The sequence below is a fragment of the Glaciimonas sp. OK215 genome (assembly GCF_057787885.1).
Window position 1 is genome coordinate 4,744,530 of sequence record NZ_CM173544.1, and the last position, 20,784, is coordinate 4,765,313.

Below are 20,784 nucleotides of genomic sequence, written 5' to 3' on the forward strand. Positions count from 1 at the left end.
AAGACTTTTTATGTTTCGGGGGTAAGACGATGAATAAGAAGGCATTGTATCTCGCCGTTTTGATGACCTTTTCGGTGACGGTCTCCGCTGTAGCAGAAGATGCAAAACCGGTCGCCGGCCAGGCTAAAGCGGCACCGTCCGCGCCGGCCAAGTCTTGGGCATATCAGCCGGTGCAACGCCCTGCCGAACCGTCGGTCAAACAGAAAAAATGGGTGCGCACACCGATTGACGCCTTCATCCTGGCGAAGCTGGAAGCCAAGGGACTGAAACCCTCGCCCGATGCCGACCGCGGCACCTATCTGCGCCGCGCCACGCTGGACGCCTGGGGTATTCTTCCCACGCCGGAGGAAGTCAAGGCCTTCGAGAGCGATCGTTCGGCGGATGCGTATGAAAAGGTGGTCGACCGCCTGCTGTCCTCGCCTCATTTCGGCGAACGGCAAGCGCGCCGCTGGCTCGACCTGGCCCGCTACGCGGACAGCGCCGGCTTCCAGGGCGATCAGACGCGCCCGAACAATTGGCGCTACCGCGATTACGTGATCAACGCGTTCAATCAGGATAAGCCCTTCAACCGTTTCGTCCAGGAGCAACTGGCAGGCGATGAATTATGGCCGGACAGCCAGGAGGCGAAGATCGCTACCGGCTTTTTGGCGGGCTATCCCGATAACAGCAATTCGCGCGACCTGGTTCAAAGAAAATATCAGATCGCGACCGACATGACAGATCTCGTCGGCGAGACCTTTCTGGCCGCCACGATCGGTTGCGCCAGATGCCACAACCACAAGGCTGACAAGGTCAGCCAGAACGAGTATTTCCAGCTCCAGGCCTTCTTTGCCAATACCAGCGTCGACGAAAAAGCGCCGCTGGCGAAGGGAACGGAGTCAGCGTGGGATCTTGAATACCAAAAGCAGCAGGCCGGCTACCGCGACGCCACCAAGGACATCCGGGCCAAGCAAAAGGCGATTCTCGACACTGTCAGGGAGGCGGGTATGAAATACCACAAAGAACGCTACCTGACGGACAGCAGGGAATCCATTTTCAAGCCGGAGAGCGAGTGGAATGCGCTGGATCGCTGGGTCAATTTCCGCCTCAAGACCGTCACCTCCGACGCCGATATCGCCGGCTACCTGAAGCTGACGGCAGAAGACAAGGACAGTGCCGATTACCAGCCGGACAATGTCCCGAAGTATAAGGAGTATCAAAAGCTGACTGCCGAACTGAAGAAGTTCGACAAGCTCAAGCCCGAAAAAGGTTCGAACACGATCACTGCCGCGACCGAACTGGGGCATGCCGATTCGCCGCCGACCCAGGTCCGTTTTGGCGGCGTCCACGAACGTCCTCTGGACGAAGTGCAGCCGGGGATCCCGGCGCTTTGGGCCGGCGACCAGAAGGTCAAGATCGTGCCGACCGCCACCTCATCCGGGCGGCGTACCGCCTTGGCAAACTGGATTACCAGCCCGGGCAACCCTCTGACGGCACGGGTTTTCGCGAACCGTGTATGGAGTCAATACTTCGCAACCGGCATCGTCAGCACGGTAGCCGATTTTGGACGGGCCGGACAAAAGCCGACCCATCCGGAACTGCTGGACTATCTGGCCGACAGTTTTGTCAAGGACGGCTGGAGCGTCAAGAAACTGCACCGCCAGATCCTGCTGTCGAGCGTCTATCGCCAGGCGTCGGAGGAACGTGCGGATGTGCTGAAAGCGGATCCGGACAACAAGCTGTTGGCGGTATTCCCGCGCAAGCGCCTGGAAGCCGAAGAAATTCGCGACTCGCTGCTGTATGCCTCCGGCCAGATCGAAGACAAGGTCGGCGGCCCAGCCGTGTTCCCGCCGGTGCCGTCGAATCTGGGCGCCGGCAATCTGTGGCAAGTGTCGAAGGATCCGCACGACTTTAACCGGCGCAGCATCTATACCTTCGTCCGGCGCAGCGTTCCCTACCCGCTGACGCAAACCTTCGATCCGGCCGACCCGTCGCACCCGCACCACAAACGCGACGTGACCACCACTCCGCTGCAGGCGCTCACGCTCTTCAACAGCGATGTCGTGTTCAGCTGGTCGCAGGCGCTGGCCGGCAGAGTCATTCGCGAAGCCGGTAAAGACGAAACGGCGCAACTCAACAAGCTCTACGAGGTGTTGTTTTCTCGCGAGCCAAACAAGGCCGAGAAAGTCGCACTGAAGGCGTTCCTGAACAGCGAGGAAAAGGTGATTCAACAAAACGTATCGACCGGCAAGTTCGCGGTTGCGGTGCCAACCGGTTTGAAAGATACATCGCAGGTCAATCCGGTACGGGCTGCGGCTTTTGTCGACCTGGTACACACGGTCGCCAATTCAAACGATTTTGCTTACCGCTTCTAACTAACAACATTTGAGAAAAGGAAACAGAATCATGAGTACTAAATCGCGTCGAGATTTTTTGGTCAAGTCAGGATTGGGCCTGGGCGGTGCGGCACTCTCCGGCCTGATCCCCGGAGTGGGTTTCTTCTCGGCTGCACGTGCGGCCGACCTGATTGACCCGCTGGCACCCAAGCAGCCGAATTTCCCGGCAAAAGTCAAATCGGTCATCTGGCTGCACATGAACGGCGCACCCAGCACACTGGACCTGTTCGATTACAAGCCCGAGCTGGTCAGACTGGCTGGCCAGGATGTGCCGGCATCTTTCCTCAAGGGAATCAAAACCAGTACCCAGGGCGGCGTCGGCAAGCTGTTCGCATCGAAGCGCACCTGGAAACAGTACGGAGAGAGCGGGGCCTGGTTCTCCGACCTGGTCCCGAATATTGCGCAGCATGCCGACAAGATCACCTTCATCAAGTCCAGCGTGACCATCGGCGCCACCCACGATATTTCGATCCTCAAGCTGAACACCGGCGACCTGAACCCCGGGCGTCCATCGCTCGGCGCGTGGGTGAGCTATGCGCTGGGTTCAGCCAACCAGGATCTGCCGCCCTACATCGTGCTGTATAACGGCAAGACCGAACCGAGCGCCGGTTCGGTGAACTGGAACTCCGGCTTCCTGCCGGCGGTGTACCAGGGCACCGCCTTCCGTCCGGGCCCTTCCCCGATCCTTTACCTGGACCGTCCGGAATTGACGGCGGCGACGCAGCAGCGCGCGTCGCTGGATCTGTTGAAGCGCCTCAATGCACAGGGTGCCGGGCGCTATCCGTCGGACACGGAACTCAAGGCGCGGGTCCGGTCCTACGAACTGGCGGACCGCATGCAGGTCGCTGCACCGGAAGCGGTTGACCTCTCCAAGGAAACCGATGCCACCAAGGAACTGTACGGCCTCAACGACGAGACCAGCGCAGGTTACGGTACAACGTTGCTGCGCGCCCGCCGTCTGGTAGAGCGCGGTGTGCGCTTTATTCAAGTCGTCTCCGGCGCCCCCGACGGCCAGACCGAAATCACCAGTTGGGATGCCCACAGCGATCTCGAAAAGAACCACGGTGTGAACGCCAAAATGGTTGACAAGCCGATCGCCGGCCTGCTGGCCGACCTGAAGTCGCGCGGACTGCTGGACTCGACCCTGGTGGTGTGGACCTCGGAATTCTCCCGTACCTCCTACGGCCAGAGCGGCAATGGACGCGACCACAATCCCTGGGGCTACACGCAATGGATGGCGGGTGGCGGCCTCAAGGCCGGCTTCACCTACGGCGCGACCGATGATATCGGCCTGCAAGTCGCTGACAAAGACACGGCGGTGGATACCTACGATATCCACGCGACCGTGCTCCAGCTGCTAGGCCTGGATCACCTGAAAACCACCTTCCTGAACAATGGCCGCTCGGAGCGTCCGACAGTGGTCTACGGCAAGGTCATCAAGGAGATTCTCGCCTAGTGGAACAGTCCGGAAGGTGCGCCTTCCGGGCTTTATTCAAGCACCCTGTTTTTTTACTTACGCCTTAAGGGAAACAATCCAATGAAATCAATATTTTTGAAGACACGTGCATCCCATCTCGCGATCGCCACTCTCCTCGTATTGAGCGCGGGACTCGCGACTGCCACCGAAACGAAAGTGCGCTTGAGCGGCGCGGAGGAAACGCCGGCCGTGACGACATCGGCCAGCGGCAATGGCACGATCACGGTGGGCGCAGACCGGACCGTCAGCGGCAGCGTCACCACCAAAGGCATCGCCGGCACGGCAGCGCACATTCATCTGGCCGCAGCCGGCCAGAAGGGTCCGCCGGTCATCGCTCTGGCGAAAGCATCCGATGATGTATGGTCCGTCCCGGCCGGCTCGACGCTGACGGAGGAGCAGTATGCGAGCTACCAGGCCGGCAACCTGTACATCAATGTCCACAGCGCCGAGAACAAGGGTGGAGAGATCCGCGGACAGCTAAAGCCATAAGCGCAACATTCCGCTATCGGAAAAAATGGGGCGGCAGCGCTGCCCCGTTTAACCCTGCAAAGAATCACATGTATATGCGCAAACTTTTCATTTTCTTTGGCTTTTTTTTGGTACTGACAGCCGGCGCCAACTCTGCCGAAACCGGCTTAAGTACCGATTTGATGCAATCAATAGAAGACACCAATAAAAGCCTGGCTTCCAACGTCGCTATCAAGAATGCCAAAGCCGCCACCGCCGACGCCAAAGAGCTTACGGAGATGTTCGCACAGGTCGAAACTTTCTTTGTTCAGAAAGGCGACGCCAAAGATGCCGTGGATCTTGCGAAAAAAAGCAAGGATTTAACGATAGCGATTGTCGATTCCGTTGCACAAAACAATTTTGATGCGGCCACCGATTCGGCCACCAACCTTGCGCGGACGTGCAGAACCTGCCACACGTTCTACAAGAAGGAATAAACCTGATGGCTGGTTTGTTTCGGTTCGATTTCCGTAGCGCGTTTTTTACATCGTCAAAGGCGTGTTTTCTTGCTTTCCTCATGTCGAGTCCGATCACGCTTCCCGTCCTTGCCGCCTCGGCCAAGACAGCGATCGATAACAAGAAGGCGGTTTTACCACCAATCATCAAGGGAGATGCGGCTGCGGGCAAATTCAAATCGGAGGATGGGCGATGCCTGGAGTGCCACAACAGCGATGGACAAGGACAAGGCCAGGGCTTCAGCAACGGCCCGGAGGGCAAGTTTGCCAAACTCGCCGGGCAATATCCTGAATACATCGTCAAACAGGTCAGGGATTTTCGAAGCGGCGGGCGCCGGCACGACTTTATGTCGATGATCGCAAAGAGCGTAGACGATGCCGATCTGGCGGATATCGCCGCTTATTTCGCCGGCCAAAAGAAAATGCAAGGTGACGGCACGGGAGATAACCCGGTTGGAAAACAACTGTTTGTCAACGGCGATGCGGCCAGAAATATTCTGCCCTGCATCAGTTGCCACGGTAAAGGCGGCAAGGGCATATCTTCCGGAAACGCCAGCTATCCGGTCATCGGTGGACAGGGGCGGCTCTACCTGGAGAAGCAGCTCCTTGATTGGAGGAACGGTGAGCGCCACAACGATGCCGGCGGTGTGATGAACATCACTACCAAATCACTGACCGATGCCGAAGTCCAGGCGTTAGCGAATTATATTTCCGGGCTTTAGCGGAACTCGCAGCACATATGCAAGATAAAACAAACCACCCATTTAGGAGTACGCGCATGAAACGTTTTCTACTCACCTGCCTCTTGTCGAGCGCAATCACCCTGCCCGCCATCGCCGCCCTGAAAGATGGCGAAACGGCGCCCGACTTCAAGGCACAAGCCTCGCTCGCCGGCAAGGCATTTACCTTTTCCCTGAAAGACACGCTGAAGAAGGGCCCGGTGGTTGTGTATTTCTATCCGTCGGCCTACACCGGCGGCTGCAATGCCCAAGCGCACACCTTCGCGGTCAACTATGAAAAATTCGCTGCCGCGGGCGCGTCGATTATCGGCGTTTCCCTCGACAGCATCGCCCGGCTCAACGACTTCTCGGCCGACCCGGCCTATTGCGCCGGAAAAATTGCGGTCGCCTCGGATGTCGGCGGCAAGATCGCCAGGTCCTTCGATCTGTCAGTGAAGGAGGCGGCAGCAGGCAGGAAAGATACGCGCGGCGTCGAAATCGATCACGGGTTTGCCGAGCGCACGACATACATTGTCACGCCCGACGGCAAAATCGCCGCCACCCTGGGTGGCCTGACACCGGTCGAGAATGTTGAAAAGGCGCTGGAAACAGTCCAAAAGCTCGCGGCCCTGACTCCCGGCTTTGCCGACCGGGCCAAATAAGTCGTCCGCTGAAACAGTAACCACCCCCAACGAGAGGAGATTTTCCCCATGACGCGCAAAACCGCCAAGGATTTCCATCCTGAAGTCCTGAAACTTTTCGACAAGTATGTGCACGGCCAGCTGACCCGGCGCGGCTTTCTGCAATCCGCCGGCAAGTTTGCCGTCGGTGTCGTCACTGCCGAAGGGTTGCTCGATGCACTCAGCCCGCGCTTCGCCGAAGCACAGCAGGTACCCGCCAATGACCCGCGCATCAAGACGCGTTACGTGGAGCACCCATCGCCCGAAGGCTATGGCAAGCTGAGGGGCTATCTCGCGCAACCTGCGGTGGTCAAAGGCAAGCTGCCCACGGTGCTGGTAGTCCATGAGAATCGCGGTCTCAACCCGCACATCGAAGACATCGCCCGCCGTCTGGCGCTCGATAATTTCATCGCCTTCGCGCCGGATGCCCTGTTCCCGCTGGGCGGCTATCCCGGTAATGAGGACCAGGCCAGGGAACTCTTCCCTAAGCTCGACCAGGCCAAGACCCGTGAGGATTTTGTGGTCGCCGCCTATGTGTTGAAGGATCTGCCTGACAGCAACGGTAAATTGGGGGTAGTAGGCTTTTGCTATGGCGGAGGAATCGCCAATTACCTCGCCACCCGGCTACCCGATCTGGCCGCGGCGGTACCCTTCTACGGCGCCAACCCGCCATTGGACGAGGTGGCGAAGATCAAAGCCTCCTTGCTGATTCACCACGCTGGAAAAGATGAACGTCTGCTGGCAGCCTGGCCGAAGTACGACGAGGCATTGAAGACAGCGGGCATCAGGCACACGGGCTACATCTACCCGGGCGCGGAACACGGTTTCAACAACGACACCACGCCGCGTTTCGACGAAGCGTCAGCGAAACTGGCCTGGCAGCGCACTGTCGATTTTTTCAACAAGAACCTGCGCGCCTGAGCCGCTATTTGCCATCCCGGGCCTTGCATTGCGCAAGGTCTCAATCAACCTAAGGAAAGCCGATGAACAAGCGTTTCAAAACCATCCTTGCTCCCGCCCTGGCGGTTGCCATCCTCGCCTCCTCCGGCGTCCTGGCCCAGCAGGCCGCAAAGCCGGAAGCACTGATCAAAGTGCGCCAGTCCAGCTTCCAGGTGGTGGCCTGGAATTCCGGCCGCATCAAAGCCGCGCTTGACGGTCAGTACAACAAGGATGAGGTGATCAAGGCCGCCAACACCATCGCCGCCGTCGCCAACTCCGGCCTGGGCGCGCTGTTCGCGCCGGGCACCGAGCAAGGCAAGGGCTGGCATGAGACCTCGGCCAAAGCGGAACTGTTCAAGGATCCCAAGCATTTCGCCGAACTCGGCGCCAACTTCGGCAAGGAAGCCACTGCGCTCGCGACGATCGCCGCCAACGGCGATGCCGCTGCGGTCAAGGAGCAGTACGGAAAGCTCACGCGTACCTGCAAGGCTTGCCATGACGATTTCAAGAGCAAGGATTAAACCATTTGTCCTCGAATAGGCAACTTATGTTTTTTCGGTGGGATTTGGGGGATTTGGTTCGGTCGTCGTTAATTGAAACAGTTGCTACTCCGTGGATACAAGCCGGGGGTGGCCCGGCAGCCAGTCACTTTTCTTGCTTCGCCAAGAAAAGTAACCAAAAGAAGGCGACCGCAAAGCCACTGCCCTCCCTTCGGTCGGGGCCCCAAATGAGCCGACTGGCATTCGGGAGGGGAAACAAACTCGCTGCGCTCAGACAAGTTTCCCCTCTTTATCCGAATGCCAGTCGTCTCATTTGGCAGCGTCTCAATGCGGAAGATCAAAAGCAACGTCAACAGCAACAGCAACCCCTCGGCGCTTCGTGGTGGGTTAAGCGGGGCGCAGTAATTCGGCACGCTGCGCTGCCTACAAACACAGTCCCCGATTCACTGCAGAGGCTGTGGCTTTTGACGTTGCTTTTGAATTCCGCATTGAGACGTTGCCAAATGGGGCGGCTGTCAGTCGGGAATTGTGGGGAAACTTGTCTGAGCGCAGCGAGTTTGTTTCCCCACCCGACTGACAGCCGCCCCATTTGGGAACCCGCCAACGGCGGGCAACGGCTTTGCGTCGCCTTTCTTTGCTTACTTTCTTTGGCGAAGCAAAGAAAGTGAGCGGCTGCCGGGCCGCCCCCGGCTTGCTTCCACGGAGTAGCAACCGTATTAGATACGCGACGACCGAACTGCTTCCGGCGAAGCAAGAAAAGTGACTGGCTGTCGGGCCACCCCCGACTAGCTTCCACGGAGTAGCTACCGTTTTAGATACGCGACGACCGAACTCTTAAGAAACACATGACAAGCTACTGATCTTCAACGACTTTTTAGGCGATATCAAATATGAACAACTTATGTTTCTTCGGCGCGATTTGCGCCAACCCGCCGGTTTTTTCATCCATTTCGTGGACCAAGCCGTTGCCTTTCATGTCGCGGGTTTGCTGTACTGCTTTGCGACTAACTAAGCAAAAGAGATGAAATCATGAGCAAAGCTGCTTTTCTTCCCGTCAAAACACTTCTATCCACTCTACTGATGAGCGCATGCGCCGGTATTGTTGCGCCTACGATATTCGATGCCAACCCGCATGCGTTGGCCGCGTCATTCACGCCAGTGGCCTTGCCTGATTTTGCCAATTTAGTGGAAAAAGTCGGTCCGGCAGTCGTCAATATTCGCACCACCGCGCTAACCGCTCAGTCTGAAAATGACGCGCAAGATGAGCAGATGCAAGAATTTTTCCGCCGGTTTTTCGGTGCGCCGGTTCCACGTCAAAAACCTGCCCCCGCTCCGAAAGGCAAAAAAGATCCTGACGCTGCGGAGGAAGAAGTCCCGCGTGGCGTCGGATCGGGCTTCATCGTTTCGCAAGACGGTTACGTGATCACGAATGCGCATGTGGTGGCCGATGCAGCGGAAGTCTATGTGAAGCTGACGGATGGCCGCGAATTCAAGGCAAAGGTCATTGGCCTCGATGCGCGAGTCGATGTCGCAGTGCTGAAAATCGACGGCAAGGGCCTCCCTGCCGTCACCATAGGCCAATCGGCCAAAGCCAGGGTAGGTGAATGGGTTATCGCGATCGGTTCGCCATTCGACCTGGACAATACGGTCACTTCAGGAATCATTTCGGCGAAGGCACGAGACACCGGCGATTTCCTGCCCTTGATTCAGACCGACGTGGCGGTGAATCCCGGCAACTCCGGCGGACCGCTGATCAATATGCGTGGCGAGGTGGTCGGTATCAACTCACAGATTTATAGCAAGTCAGGCGGCTTCATGGGCATATCGTTTGCGGTCCCGATTGATGAGGCAATGGCGATCGCCGATCAATTGAAGGCCACCGGCCATGTGACACGCGGGCGTCTTGGTGTGTATCTTGGCGACGTCAGCAAAGATATTGCCGAATCGCTGGGATTGCCGGCAACCAAGGGAGGCCTGGTTGGCCGCGTTGAAAAGGACAGCCCTGCCGACAAGGCCGGTCTGGTTGGCGGGGACATCATTCTCAAGTTCAATGGCGTCGTAGTCGACAAGAGCGCCGACCTGAGACGCCTTGCGGCATCCACCAAACCGGGGACCAAGGTCAATCTAAGCGTTTGGCGAAAAGGGGTAGTTCGGGAAATCGCCGTTACCCTGGCAGAAATGGAGCCAGAAAAAATTGCCGGCAATGCCGTTAAAAAAGAGGAGCCGGTTCAAAAAGAAAATGCATTCGGCATCGCTGCATACGACCTCACCGATGCGCAAAAAAAGGAACTTCGGATTTCCTCCGGTGTAGTGATTGAAAGCGTTGATGGCGTCTCTGCACGCTCCGGACTGCTCGCGGGGGATATTATTTTAACGGTCAACAACACAGACGTTAAAGACGCCGCGCAGTTGTCCGTACTGGCGGCAAAAAGCGATACAAAAAAACCAGTGGTCTTATTGGTTCGTCGTGGCGAAAATTCGCAGTTTGTTGCGCTACGCCCCAGGGCCAAGTGACCAGCGTCGAATCTCATTTTTAAGGAAATCAGGAAATGGCAGCTAAAAATGTCGTGCCCGGCGATATCGCCCGTATCAAGCTGGTTGAAGGCGTCAACATTCTTGCCAACGCGGTCAAAGTCACCCTTGGCCCCAAAGGCCGCAACGTGGTGCTGGAACGCAGTGTCGGTTCACCCACGGTCACCAAGGACGGCGTTTCGGTCGCGCAAGAAATCGAACTGCAGGACAAGCTGCAGAATATCGGCGCTCAGTTAATCAAGGAGGTCGCCTCCAGGACCAGCGACGATGCCGGCGACGGCACCACCACCGCAACGGTGCTGGCCCAGGCGATTGTGCGTGAGGGCTTCAAATTTGTCGCGGCAGGTTTTAACCCGACCGATCTGAAACGCGGCATCGATAAAGCAGTGATTGCGATCGTCGATGAAGTGAAGAAAATAGCGAAACCAACCACCACCAGCAAGGAAATCGCGCAAGTCGGTGCGATCTCGGCAAACGCCGACACCGATATCGGCGCCATTATTGCCGAAGCAATCGATAGAGTCGGAAAGGAAGGCGTGATTACGGTTGAAGACGGCAAGTCGCTGCACAACGAATTGGAAATCGTGGAAGGCTTGCAATTCGACCGAGGTTATCTATCGCCCTATTTCATCAATAATCCAGGCCGGCAGGTGGTCGAGCTGGGACAGCCGTTCATCCTCCTGTTCGACAAGAAAATCTCCAACATCCGCGATCTGCTGCCGGTGCTGGAACAGGTTGCCGAAGCCGGGCGTCCGCTGCTGATCATCGCCGAGGATGTCGAGGGTGAAGCACTGGCGATCCTGGTCGTCAACAAGCTTCGCGGTGTCCTGAATACGGCAGCCGTCAAGGCGCCCGGTTTTGGCGATCGGCGCCGTGCCATTCTGGAGGATATTGCGGTCCTGACCGGCGGCCAGGTCATTGCCGAAGAAATTGGGTTGACGCTGGACAAGGTCACGCTGCAGGACCTCGGTCAAGCCAAACGTGTCGAAATCGGCAAAGAAAACACGATAGTCATCGATGGCGCCGGCGATACTATAAAAATCGCGGCCCGGGTCAAGCAGATCCGGGGCCAGATTAACGAGGCAAGCAGCGATTACGACCGCGAGAAACTGCAAGAGCGGGTCGCCAAGCTGGCCGGCGGCGTGGCGGTGATCAAGGTTGGCGCAGCAACCGAAGTCGTGCTGAAAGAAAAGAAAGCCCGTGTCGAAGATGCCTTGCATGCGACGCGCGCGGCAGTCGAAGAAGGCATCGTCCCCGGCGGCGGTGTCGCGTTCTTGCGCGCGAAACAGGCAATCAAGGACCTCAAGGGTGATAACCCCGACCAGGATGCCGGCATCCGGATCGTGCTGCGTGCCGTGGAGGAACCGCTGCGCCAAATCGTGGTGAACGCGGGCGATGAGCCATCTGTCGTGATCAACCGAGTGCTCGAGGGAAGCGGCAATTTCGGCTACAACGCGGCCGACGGCACCTATGGCGACCTGGTTGAGCTAGGCGTACTGGACCCGGCGAAAGTGACTCGCACGGCATTGCAAAACGCCGCTTCGGTTGCGGGATTGTTGCTGACCACGGATGCCACGATCTATGAATTGCCTGTAGAAAAAGCAGCGGCCGACGATCACCAGCATCCGGACCACCACTAATCTTTGGCTGGCGCTGCGGTGTTGCACCGCAGCGCGTAACGCTGATGTTTTTTTCACTGCTGAGCAGCGGCAAGCGATTCCGCTTTGGAAATGCCGGCGGCTATGGAACGCGCCATATCGGATTCGTCAGGCACGAGAGCCAGGATCTGCTTCCATGGTTTGATTGCCTTGGCATACTCCTTCCGCTCGAAAGCAGCGCTTCCCGACAAGGCCAGCGCCTGGATATTTTTCGGATCGATTTCCAGCGCGCGATTGATCAGTTTTTCCGGCTCTCCCGACAAATTCTGATTCAAGCTCATCGCCAGGGTGACGGCATAATCGGCCAGCAAGTCGGCATTGTCAGGCGTGAGTTGAATCAAATGCCGGTAGGCATCCACCGCCAGGTCGAAGCGCCGCATTGTTTCGTAGGACCGCGCCAGCATTCGCCAGCCGTCGGTATCGTTCGGATTCGCCTTCAATTTCGCCGCCAGTCCGTTTACCATGCCTTCGATCTGTTGCGCGCTAACCGCATTTTGTGCCCCGGCTGCGGCGATCTGTGCGGGGGCCAGCGCGGCAGGTGTTCCGAGAAGGAAATACAAAGTCCCGGCGACGATCGGCACTGCAAGCCCCAATACGAGCACCGGCCAGCGTCGAAGAGGGATTGCCTGCGGCGATGGCTTCGACGCTGTCGAATTTACCTCCTGGGCGACCCTGCGCTCCAATTCCTGACGCGCGCTTCGGTGCCCGGTCGCATCAATTGTGCCGTCTTGCAAATCTGCGTCGAGTTCACGCATTTGATCCCGTAACACTTCCAGATTCAGCGCATCTCGTGCGCTTCGGTCGCTTTGCGCCGGCGGCTTGCTGTGCAGCAAACCGGACAGAACAAAAAACAGCGCCAGCGCCAGCATCACGGCGGCAATCATTAAAAAAGCGGTCATGGCAATTCTTTCGAGGCCAGCAACGCGGCGGCCCGCGCAATGACAGCCGCTGGCAAGGACGCGACTGGCGCGCGCGTCTGGCGCAGTTTTATAATCAGGAAAATCAAACCAAACACCAATAGCAGGAATGGACCGAACCAAAGGAGCCATGTCGTCTGTTTAAGCGGCGGGCGATACAGCACAAAATCACCGTAACGCTGCACCATGAATGCGATCACATCCTTATCGGACACTCCCTGCGCCAATTGTTCGCGCACCTGATTTTTCAGATCGATCGCCAATTGCGCCTGAGAATCCGCGATCGTCTGATTTTGACAGACCAGGCAACGCAGCTCTTGGGCCAAACGCGTCACGTGGTGTTCCAGCGCAGGGCCCGTCACCATCGGCGCCGCCTGCCCGGCATGCACGTTGCCCGCCAGCAGCAGCAAGACTGCAGTTAGCGAACACAGTAGCGAGGATGGAAAAGTCAATTTAGGCACGGTTCAATTCTTGTATCAAAGGGAGTAATTTATCCTTGATGACCCCTGGAGTAACCGGCCCGATATGCTTCATGCGGATCACCCCACGCTTATCGATCACAAAGGTTTCAGGCACGCCATACACGCCATAATCGATCCCTACCTTGCCATCGGCGTCGAAGGCGGACAGTCGATAGGGATTGCCAAACCGGCTCAGCCATTTATTCCCCTCCTCACGCGCATCGGTATAGTCCAGGCCGACTATCGGCACCACTGCCTTCCGGGAAAAATCCAGCAGGGCCGGAAGCTCGGCGCGGCACGGCGCGCACCAGGAAGCCCATACATTGAGTAACCAGACCTTGCCACGCATGTCTTGCGGGCTGAAGTTCTTTTGGCTGTCTTCCAACTGCGTCAAGGTAAATGCCGGCGCCGGCTTGCCGATAAACGGCGAAGGTATCTCTTGCGGTTTCAGGCGCAAGCCGATTCCCAAAAAAATCACCAGAACAAAGAAGATGCCGAGCGGAATAAGAAAACGTTTCATGTTGATCTCAGATAGCGTTATTAACAGGGGTATTGATCGATTGCCGTGCGCCGGCAGTGCCCGCTCGCGCCGCCACCCGCTTGTGTGAGCCCATGCGGTAACGCCGGTCGGACGCCGCCAGAAATCCACCCATGGCGATAATCAGACACCCGGCCCAGATCCAGCTCACAAACGGCTTGTGCTGCACACGCACCACCCATGCGCCATCCTTGGTGACTTCCCCCAGGGACACATACAAATCGCGGGTAAAGCCACGATCGATCGCGGCCTCGGTCATCGGCATTTGCTGCACGGTAAAGTAGCGCTTTTCGGGATGCATGGTCGCAACGGCGGTATTCTTGCTGCTCACTTCAAACGTGCCGCGGGCGGCAATATAGTTCGGCCCGTCAATCTTTATCAACTCGGTGAACGTGAACTGGTAAGCACCGGCACTTGTACTGTCGCCAACGTGCATGCTGACATCGTTCGAGGTCTCCCATCCTTTGACCAGCGTCACGCCGACCACGAAAATGCCGATCCCGGCATGCGCTACGATCATGCCCCAGTAGCTGCGCGGCTGGCTGGCAATGCGCTTGCGGATGGAGGTCCCGGCGGGTGCATGCAGCAGGCGTTGCACCAGATGGGAAATGGTCGCCAGCAAAATCCAGACGGATAAGGTCAATCCCAGCGCCACCATAGGCGTGAACTTCAGGATCAGCATGGCGGCGGCGCCAAATACCAGCGCCGCTACCGCAAGCCACTGCAGTTTGCGCGCGACGTCTTTGACGGCTGCCTGCTTCCAGGACACGAACGGTCCGATGGCGATCAACAGCAGCACGGGGATCATCAAAGGGATGAAGACCGCCTCGAAATACGGTGGACCAACCGATATTTTTCCAAGGTTCAGGGCGTCGAGCAACAAGGGATACAGCGTTCCCAGCAGGACGGTAGCGGCGGCGACCAATAGCAAAACATTGTTGATCAACAGCATGGACTCGCGCGAGAACAAGCTGAATGTTCCGCCGAGCCCGACCTTGGGCGCACGCCATGCATACAAGGTCAACGACCCGCCGATGACGATGGCGAGAAATATCAATATGAACAGACCGCGGCGCGGATCGGTGGCAAACGCATGCACCGAGGTCAGGACGCCGGAGCGCACCAGGAAAGTGCCCAGCAAGGAAAGCGAAAAGGCAACGATCGCCAGCAGCACCGTCCAGTTCTTGAAGCTGCCGCGCTTTTCCGTCACCGCCAGCGAGTGAATCAGGGCAGTGCCGACCAGCCACGGCATGAAGGACGCATTTTCCACCGCATCCCAAAACCACCATCCGCCCCAGCCCAGCTCATAGTAGGCCCAGAAGCTGCCGAGAAAAATCCCCAACGTCAAAAACGTCCACGCAACCAGCGTCCATGGACGTGACCAGCGCGCCCACGCAGCATCGAGCTGGCCACTCATCAACGCCGCGATCGCAAAGGAAAACGCCACGGAAAATCCGACGTACCCCATGTACAGCAGCGGCGGATGCACGATCATGCCGACATCCTGCAATAGCGGATTCAGATCGCGGCCGTCGGCTAATCCTGGAAGCGTGCGATCGAATGGATTCGAAGTGAATAGCATGAAACATAGGAAACCGACGCTGATCGATCCCATCACGCCTAACACGCGCGCCACCGTTTCATCCGGTAGTTGGCGGCTAAATAGCGCGACAGCAAAGGTCCAAAGCGCCAGCATCAAAGTCCATAGCAATAGCGATCCCTCGTGGCCGCCCCAGGTAGCGGCGATGCGGTAATACAGCGGCAACGCCGAATTTGAATTAGCGGCAACATACGACACCGAAAAATCGTTATTGATGAACGACGTGACCAATCCGGCGAATGCCAGGGCGATGAACAGGCATTGCCCGGCGGCGGCCGGACGCGCTACTGTCATCCAGCGCACATTATTTTTCCATGCCCCCGCCAGCGGCAGAATGCTTTGGACGCATGCCAGGCACAAGGCCAGCATGACCGCGAGATTACTTAGTTCAGGAATCACTCTTTATCCTTTGTCCTCACCGCATTGCCGATTTTCTGATTCATCTGTCGTCCTTTTTTTAACGCATACGCGGCATCGGGCGGCATGTAATTTTCATCGTGCTTGGCCAGCACTTGTTCCGCCGCAAACACATTGTCCGGACCTAACTTTCCCTGGGCGACAACACCTTTGCCCTCTTTGAACAAATCAGGCAGCATGCCGCGGTAATTGACGCGCACGCGCTGTACGGTGTCCGTCACAATAAAGCTGACCGTGACACCGTCCGCCTGGCGTTGCAAACTGCCGTCCTCCACCATGCCGCCTACGCGAAAGCTGCGATTGTGCGGCGCTTCACCTGACAGAATTTGTGTCGGCGTAAAAAAGAACACCAGATTCTTTTGAAACGCGGACAGCACGAGGAACGCTCCGACGCCTAACACAGCTAATCCCGTAGCGACCAGAATGAAGCGCTTATGGCGGGCTCTCATATGGAAGCCCCGTTGCCAACTCCGGTATTTTTTTTGCGTACGGTTTTTTCCAGGGAAAGCGCAGCCAACATGGACTTTCTACGCCAGGTCAATGCAAGCAGTTCACCCGCAATCAATCCCAGCACGACCGATACCGATCCCCATACATAGAGCGCATATCCACCCATCGAAAAAAAATCGTTCCAGCTATGCCAGATCATGACTTAATCTCCTGCAGACCCTTCACCCATGCGGTCTGACGCTCCCGTTCCAGCACGATACAACGCAGCCGGAGCAAGGCCGCTGCAATCGCATACGCCCACATGCCTAGCGTCGTGACCAGCATGCCGAGCAGCATGGCCATCGCCATGCTCGGGGCGCTGCTAAAACTAATGGAAGAACCCTGATGCAAGGTGTTCCACCACTGCACCGAAAAATAAATGACCGGCAGGTTCACGACGCCAACTATAGCCAGCACAGCCCCGGCCTTATCCGCACGACGCGGATCATCGATCGCGGATTGCAAGGCCATGAATCCGACGTAGAAAAAAAGCAGTATCAGTTCCGATGTCAGGCGCGCATCCCAGACCCACCACGCGCCCCAGGTTGGGCGCCCCCACAGCGCGCCGGTCCAGAGCGCCAAAAAGGTGAACAGCGCGCCGGTCGGCGCCAGCGCGCGTGCCATCATCGACGACAGGCGTGTGTTAAAAATCAATCCAAGCCCCGCCCAAAAAACCATTGCCAGGTAGATCAACATCGATAGCCAGGCCGCGGGAACATGGACAAACATAATCCGGTACGCATCGCCTTGCTGACTATCCGTAGGCGCAACAAAAAAGCCGATATATAAACCGATCGCCGACAAAATAAGCGCAACCGCGCCGAACCAGGGGATCAGCTTTCCAGCAATCGGGTAGACATGTTGCGGCGACGCATATTTAAACCAATTGATCTGCCCGATTGGACGCGGTTCAACAATGACTGGGGTTGTGTTCGTGATCGGCACAGCATGTTTCCTTCCGTAATGACGTCTCTCATGTGTTTCTTACTAGTTCGGTCGTCGTTAATTGAAACGGTTGCTACTCCGTGGAAGCAGGCCGGGGGCGGCCCGGCAGCCGCTCACTTTCTTTGCTTCGCCAAAGAAAGTAAGCAAAGAAAGGCGACGCAAAGCCACTGCCCTCCCGTTGGGAGGGTCCCCAAATGAGCCAACTGGCATTCGGGAGGGAAAACAAACTCGCTGCGCTCAGACAAGTTTTCCCTCTTTATCCGAATGCCAGTTGGCTCATTTGGCAGCGTCTCAATGCGGAAGATCAAAAGCAACGTCAACAACAACGTCAACAACAACGTCAACAACAACCCCTCGACGCTCCGTGGTGGATTAAGCGGGGCGCAGTAATTCGGCCCGCTGCGCTGCCTATAAACACAGTCTCCGATTCACCGCAGAGGCTGTGGGTTTTGACGTTGCTTTTGAATTCCGCATTGAGACGTTGCCAAATGGGGCGGCTGTCAGTCGGGAATTGTGGGGAAACTTGTTTGAGCGCAGCGAGTTTGTTTCCCCACCCGACTGACAGACGACACATTTGGGAACCTGACCGAAGGGAAGGCAACGGCTTTGCGGTCGCCTTCTTTTGGTTACTTTTCTTGGCGAAGCAAGAAAAGTGACTGGCTGTCGGGCCACCCCCGACCAGCATCCACGGAGTGGCAACCGTTTCAATTAACGACGACCGAACCGAATCCCACAAATTGCACCGAAAAAACATAAGTCGCCTATCGCTGATATCGCTTAAAAAATCCATTTAAAATCAGCCAATTAAAAGTGTTTCTCAAGAGCCCACTCGCGAACTCTATTCAATCGCTATGCGCAACGCCACCGCCGTCGCCCAAGGCGCGAGCGCTGCCACAGCAGCCAGCAATCCACCCAACAGCAAAAGATGCGCACCACCTCCCAATCCACTTGCCTGCGCCCCTACCGCACCGGCACCAAAAATCAACACCGGGATGTACAGCGGAAGAACCAATAGCGATACCAGTACACCGCCACCGCGCGCACCTAGTGTCAGGGCAGCACCGATGGCGCCGAACAGACTCAGGATCGGCGTACCGATCAGCAGACTCAGCAGCAGTACAACAATCGAGGCACCAGGCAAGGCAAATTGCACCGCCAGCAACGGCGCGAGAATCACCAATGGCAATCCGGACACCAGCCAGTGCGCGATCACCTTGCCAATCACCATCACCGTCAGCGGCTCCGGCGAGAGCAGCAATTGTTCTAACGTACCGTCGGCAAAGTCGAGCGCAAACAATCGCCCCAGCGACAGCATTGACGCCAACAATGCTGCAACCCATAAAATTCCCGGCGCCATGCTGCGTAGCAGCGTCTGCTCCGGCCCCACGCCCAAAGGAAATAACGTCGTGACGATGATAAAAAAAAACAGCGTCGTCAGCACATCGGAACGACGCCTGAATGCCAGCAACAGATCGCGCCGGATCACCTCCGCGAGTAGCTTCAGCATGGCACTGTCTGGCTCAATTCAAGCTGGTGCAAGCGCTGTGCTTTCAACGTCAGTGTCTGATGCGTCGTGTACACAACGATGCCACCTTGCGCCAGGTGCTGATTCAATATTTCGCACAAGGTGTGGATGGCGTGTTGGTCCAGCGCAGTAAACGGTTCGTCCAGGATCAAGAGTTTTGGTATCGCCGGTATCCAAAGACGGGCCAAAGCGACACGCTTGCGCTGACCTTGAGATAGCGCCCTGACAGGCAAGTGCGCTACGTTCGCCAATCCGACTTGATCCAATGCATGACAGGCATCTTCCCGGCTGCATTTTTTGCCAAATAGCCTGGTGCCGATTGACACGTTCTCCCATGCAGTCAAATCGTCTTTTACGCCGCTTGCATGGCCACAATAAATCAGATCCCGGTGAAAATCCTCGCGCAGAGCGCGAATGTTGCGGCCGTTCCAACGCACCTCTCCGGCCGATGGAGAGGCTAATCCACACAGTAACCGTAACAGGCTGGTTTTCCCGCTACCATTGGCGCCTGCCAGCCACATGGCTTCACCTTCTTTAATCTCAAAATCGATATCGCAAAATATTTGCCGATCGCCGCGCGCACATGCGAGCTGATAAGCCTGTAAAGTCATTTTTTCCCCTGGCCCAAATTTCGAGCAAATCCGATCAATGCGGCGCCCAGTTATTCCCCGATGCCTCGGCGGCGTCCACCGGCAAGGCACCCGGGTGTTCGCCAATCAGTCCGAATCGTTTCAGCTGCGTGCGCAGTATATTTCGGCTAATACCCAATATCTTGGCGCTATGCACCTGGTTGTGACTGCACCGTGCGAACACGGTGCGAACCAACGACTCCTCCACCGAATCGAACAGCCCCGGATCGTCCGCATCGATCAATTCACCGAACAGCCCTTCGAGACGCCGGTACAGGTTTTCCATTACCTGCTCCGTGGAGATAACGCGATTGCGGTGCAATGCGCCGACCAGTTTCAAATCGTCGGCGCGAATCTGTTTATCCCGGCAAACGATCAATGCGTAGTGAATGACGTTTTCCAGTTCGCGGATATTGCCGGGCCATTCGTAGCCAAGCAATGCGGATTGCGCATCCGCTGCCAAGCCGATGTTTTCCATATTCATCTTGGCGCTGTAGATGCCAATGAAGTGCTGCGCCAGAGGCAAAATATCACCCGGCCGATCGCACAGCGGCGGCAACTGGATGGTCGCGACACTCAGGCGATAGTAAAGATCCGAGCGGAAGCGGTCCGCTAGAATCGCCTTGGGTAAATCGACGTTGGTGGCGGCCACCAGCCGCACATCCAGTGCAATCGGCCGACGCGAACCCAGGCGCACGACTTGCCGCTCTTGCAGTACACGCAGCAACTTAACCTGCAAAGCCTGCGACAAATCGCCGATTTCATCGAGAAACAAGGTGCCGCCGTTGGCCGTTTCAAACCAGCCGGCGCGCGCTTGCGTCGCGCCGGTGAAGGCACCCGTTTCATGGCCGAACAATTCGGCATCGATCAGCGTCTCGCTGAATGCGCCGCAATTGACTGCGATAAAAGGCCCCGTGCGCCCGCTCTGTGCATGGACGTGGCGTGCGATCAATTCCTTGCCGGTACCGGTTTCTCCGACAATCAATGTAGTCGCATCGCTGCGCGCGATACGTTCGACTTGTTGCAGCAATTCGGAAGAACGCGGATCATGGAAAAGCAGCGCCTTGGCGCGTATCGACAACGCCATGTTGCCCAAATCCGGGAAAGTGAGAAGTTTGTTCATAGGGCAATCAAGTAAAAATTCAGCTTCCCTCCACAGTCAGGGAGGGTATTTTTGTCAGCCCTCAAAGGGCCGATATTTTGAAGCGTCTGAAGGCACTAGCCGCTACATCGCAAGCTTGAATTGGTTGTATTGCCCATCTGTTTTCCCCTGATTTCGGATGCATGGTGACCTGATTTATATTTATGTGAACTAATTTAACGTTTAGAGTAACCTTCCCAAATCGTGCTTGAAACGAATGTTTTCAGGCATTTATATGCAATTTCCGGATATGGGTTGAATGCAACACCGAATTTGCGAC

21 protein-coding genes are annotated in these 20,784 nt (G+C 56.9%); 11 read left to right on the top strand and 10 right to left on the bottom strand.

The window, feature by feature from the left end; genetic code table 11:
- Window positions 1-29 precede the first annotated feature (29 nt).
- From AC3CHX_RS21990 to groL, 10 genes are all read left to right on the top strand, one after another.
- Window positions 30-2,354: a DUF1549 and DUF1553 domain-containing protein gene (locus AC3CHX_RS21990; protein WP_488630110.1), complete on the top strand. Its 2,325-nt coding sequence runs from the start codon at window positions 30-32 to the stop codon at window positions 2,352-2,354.
- 31 nt (window positions 2,355-2,385) lie between these two features.
- Window positions 2,386-3,831, top strand: coding sequence for a DUF1501 domain-containing protein (locus tag AC3CHX_RS21995; RefSeq protein WP_488630111.1), 1,446 nt, complete (start codon window positions 2,386-2,388; stop codon window positions 3,829-3,831).
- Between the two features lie 81 nt (window positions 3,832-3,912).
- Window positions 3,913-4,341 carry a CHRD domain-containing protein gene (locus AC3CHX_RS22000; protein ID WP_488630112.1) on the top strand — a complete coding sequence of 143 codons (429 nt, stop codon included), beginning with the start codon at window positions 3,913-3,915 and terminating at the stop codon, window positions 4,339-4,341.
- A gap of 74 nt (window positions 4,342-4,415) precedes the next feature.
- Window positions 4,416-4,796 carry a hypothetical protein gene (locus tag AC3CHX_RS22005; protein WP_488630113.1) on the top strand — a complete coding sequence of 127 codons (381 nt, stop codon included), beginning with the start codon at window positions 4,416-4,418 and terminating at the stop codon, window positions 4,794-4,796.
- A gap of 5 nt (window positions 4,797-4,801) precedes the next feature.
- Window positions 4,802-5,536 carry a c-type cytochrome gene (locus tag AC3CHX_RS22010; protein WP_488630114.1) on the top strand — a complete coding sequence of 245 codons (735 nt, stop codon included), beginning with the start codon at window positions 4,802-4,804 and terminating at the stop codon, window positions 5,534-5,536.
- Window positions 5,537-5,592: 56 nt separating this feature from the next.
- Window positions 5,593-6,195 carry a peroxiredoxin gene (locus AC3CHX_RS22015; protein ID WP_488630115.1) on the top strand — a complete coding sequence of 201 codons (603 nt, stop codon included), beginning with the start codon at window positions 5,593-5,595 and terminating at the stop codon, window positions 6,193-6,195.
- A gap of 48 nt (window positions 6,196-6,243) precedes the next feature.
- Window positions 6,244-7,134, top strand: a complete 891-nt coding sequence (locus tag AC3CHX_RS22020; protein WP_488630116.1) for a dienelactone hydrolase family protein — start codon at window positions 6,244-6,246, stop codon at window positions 7,132-7,134.
- A gap of 62 nt (window positions 7,135-7,196) precedes the next feature.
- Window positions 7,197-7,673: a c-type cytochrome gene (locus AC3CHX_RS22025; protein ID WP_488630117.1), complete on the top strand. Its 477-nt coding sequence runs from the start codon at window positions 7,197-7,199 to the stop codon at window positions 7,671-7,673.
- Between the two features lie 1,008 nt (window positions 7,674-8,681).
- Window positions 8,682-10,166: a DegQ family serine endoprotease gene (locus AC3CHX_RS22030; protein WP_488630118.1), complete on the top strand. Its 1,485-nt coding sequence runs from the start codon at window positions 8,682-8,684 to the stop codon at window positions 10,164-10,166.
- Between the two features lie 35 nt (window positions 10,167-10,201).
- A complete protein-coding gene (gene groL / locus AC3CHX_RS22035; protein ID WP_488630119.1) occupies window positions 10,202-11,824 on the top strand; it encodes a chaperonin GroEL in 1,623 nt (540 codons plus the stop codon).
- A 53-nt stretch (window positions 11,825-11,877) separates the two neighbouring features.
- Here the strand turns inward: groL and ccmI are convergent, their stop codons facing one another.
- Genes ccmI through ccmC form a run of 7 tightly spaced genes read right to left on the bottom strand, consistent with a single transcriptional unit; the run spans window position 11,878 to window position 17,203 of the window.
- Window positions 11,878-12,741 (bottom strand): c-type cytochrome biogenesis protein CcmI, encoded by an 864-nt coding sequence (gene ccmI, locus AC3CHX_RS22040; RefSeq protein ID WP_488630120.1) that lies wholly within the window; start codon window positions 12,739-12,741, stop codon window positions 11,878-11,880.
- Window positions 12,738-13,220 carry a cytochrome c-type biogenesis protein gene (locus AC3CHX_RS22045; RefSeq protein ID WP_488630121.1) on the bottom strand — a complete coding sequence of 161 codons (483 nt, stop codon included), beginning with the start codon at window positions 13,218-13,220 and terminating at the stop codon, window positions 12,738-12,740. The genes ccmI and AC3CHX_RS22045 overlap by 4 nt, the downstream gene beginning before the upstream one ends.
- Window positions 13,213-13,740 (bottom strand): DsbE family thiol:disulfide interchange protein, encoded by a 528-nt coding sequence (locus AC3CHX_RS22050; protein WP_488630122.1) that lies wholly within the window; start codon window positions 13,738-13,740, stop codon window positions 13,213-13,215. The genes AC3CHX_RS22045 and AC3CHX_RS22050 overlap by 8 nt, the downstream gene beginning before the upstream one ends.
- Window positions 13,741-13,747: 7 nt before the next feature.
- Window positions 13,748-15,757, bottom strand: coding sequence for a heme lyase CcmF/NrfE family subunit (locus AC3CHX_RS22055; protein WP_488630123.1), 2,010 nt, complete (start codon window positions 15,755-15,757; stop codon window positions 13,748-13,750).
- Entirely contained in the window at window positions 15,754-16,224 is a 471-nt protein-coding gene (ccmE, locus tag AC3CHX_RS22060) for a cytochrome c maturation protein CcmE (protein WP_488630124.1), read from the bottom strand. Before ccmE ends, AC3CHX_RS22055 begins: the two co-directional genes overlap by 4 nt.
- On the bottom strand, window positions 16,221-16,424 hold the full coding sequence (gene ccmD, locus AC3CHX_RS22065; RefSeq protein ID WP_488630125.1) for a heme exporter protein CcmD: 204 nt from the start codon (window positions 16,422-16,424) through the stop codon (window positions 16,221-16,223). The genes ccmE and ccmD overlap by 4 nt, the downstream gene beginning before the upstream one ends.
- On the bottom strand, window positions 16,421-17,203 hold the full coding sequence (ccmC, locus tag AC3CHX_RS22070; protein ID WP_488644900.1) for a heme ABC transporter permease CcmC: 783 nt from the start codon (window positions 17,201-17,203) through the stop codon (window positions 16,421-16,423). Before ccmC ends, ccmD begins: the two co-directional genes overlap by 4 nt.
- A 200-nt stretch (window positions 17,204-17,403) precedes the next feature.
- Between ccmC and AC3CHX_RS22075 the strand changes: the two genes are divergently transcribed.
- Complete coding sequence (locus AC3CHX_RS22075) at window positions 17,404-17,865, top strand: hypothetical protein (RefSeq protein ID WP_488630126.1); 462 nt, start codon at window positions 17,404-17,406, stop codon at window positions 17,863-17,865.
- 182 nt (window positions 17,866-18,047) lie between these two features.
- Here AC3CHX_RS22075 and ccmB read toward each other — a convergent pair whose 3' ends face one another.
- The 3 genes from ccmB to AC3CHX_RS22090 are packed head-to-tail and all read right to left on the bottom strand — an operon-like array spanning window position 18,048 to window position 20,486.
- The gene (gene ccmB, locus AC3CHX_RS22080) at window positions 18,048-18,716 is read right to left on the bottom strand and encodes a heme exporter protein CcmB (protein ID WP_488630127.1); all 669 of its coding nucleotides are present in this window, start codon (window positions 18,714-18,716) and stop codon (window positions 18,048-18,050) included.
- On the bottom strand, window positions 18,710-19,345 hold the full coding sequence (gene ccmA, locus AC3CHX_RS22085; RefSeq protein WP_488630128.1) for a cytochrome c biogenesis heme-transporting ATPase CcmA: 636 nt from the start codon (window positions 19,343-19,345) through the stop codon (window positions 18,710-18,712). The genes ccmB and ccmA overlap by 7 nt, the downstream gene beginning before the upstream one ends.
- Window positions 19,346-19,379: 34 nt before the next feature.
- Window positions 19,380-20,486 (bottom strand): sigma-54 interaction domain-containing protein, encoded by a 1,107-nt coding sequence (locus AC3CHX_RS22090; protein WP_488630129.1) that lies wholly within the window; start codon window positions 20,484-20,486, stop codon window positions 19,380-19,382.
- Window positions 20,487-20,784: the final 298 nt, after the last annotated feature.

Coding starts and splice junctions, on each gene's coding strand:
- AC3CHX_RS22000 (WP_488630112.1), top strand. CDS start 3,913: ATGAAATCAATATTTTTGAAGACACGTGCATCCCATCTCGCGATCGCC.
- ccmI (WP_488630120.1), bottom strand. CDS start 12,741: ATGACCGCTTTTTTAATGATTGCCGCCGTGATGCTGGCGCTGGCGCTG.
- ccmD (WP_488630125.1), bottom strand. CDS start 16,424: ATGATCTGGCATAGCTGGAACGATTTTTTTTCGATGGGTGGATATGCG.
- ccmE (WP_488630124.1), bottom strand. CDS start 16,224: ATGAGAGCCCGCCATAAGCGCTTCATTCTGGTCGCTACGGGATTAGCT.
- AC3CHX_RS22020 (WP_488630116.1), top strand. CDS start 6,244: ATGACGCGCAAAACCGCCAAGGATTTCCATCCTGAAGTCCTGAAACTT.
- groL (WP_488630119.1), top strand. CDS start 10,202: ATGGCAGCTAAAAATGTCGTGCCCGGCGATATCGCCCGTATCAAGCTG.
- AC3CHX_RS22015 (WP_488630115.1), top strand. CDS start 5,593: ATGAAACGTTTTCTACTCACCTGCCTCTTGTCGAGCGCAATCACCCTG.
- ccmB (WP_488630127.1), bottom strand. CDS start 18,716: ATGCTGAAGCTACTCGCGGAGGTGATCCGGCGCGATCTGTTGCTGGCA.
- AC3CHX_RS22050 (WP_488630122.1), bottom strand. CDS start 13,740: ATGAAACGTTTTCTTATTCCGCTCGGCATCTTCTTTGTTCTGGTGATT.
- AC3CHX_RS22025 (WP_488630117.1), top strand. CDS start 7,197: ATGAACAAGCGTTTCAAAACCATCCTTGCTCCCGCCCTGGCGGTTGCC.
- ccmA (WP_488630128.1), bottom strand. CDS start 19,345: ATGACTTTACAGGCTTATCAGCTCGCATGTGCGCGCGGCGATCGGCAA.
- AC3CHX_RS22075 (WP_488630126.1), top strand. CDS start 17,404: ATGAGCCAACTGGCATTCGGGAGGGAAAACAAACTCGCTGCGCTCAGA.
- AC3CHX_RS22005 (WP_488630113.1), top strand. CDS start 4,416: ATGCGCAAACTTTTCATTTTCTTTGGCTTTTTTTTGGTACTGACAGCC.
- AC3CHX_RS21995 (WP_488630111.1), top strand. CDS start 2,386: ATGAGTACTAAATCGCGTCGAGATTTTTTGGTCAAGTCAGGATTGGGC.
- AC3CHX_RS22090 (WP_488630129.1), bottom strand. CDS start 20,486: ATGAACAAACTTCTCACTTTCCCGGATTTGGGCAACATGGCGTTGTCG.
- AC3CHX_RS21990 (WP_488630110.1), top strand. CDS start 30: ATGAATAAGAAGGCATTGTATCTCGCCGTTTTGATGACCTTTTCGGTG.
- AC3CHX_RS22030 (WP_488630118.1), top strand. CDS start 8,682: ATGAGCAAAGCTGCTTTTCTTCCCGTCAAAACACTTCTATCCACTCTA.
- AC3CHX_RS22010 (WP_488630114.1), top strand. CDS start 4,802: ATGGCTGGTTTGTTTCGGTTCGATTTCCGTAGCGCGTTTTTTACATCG.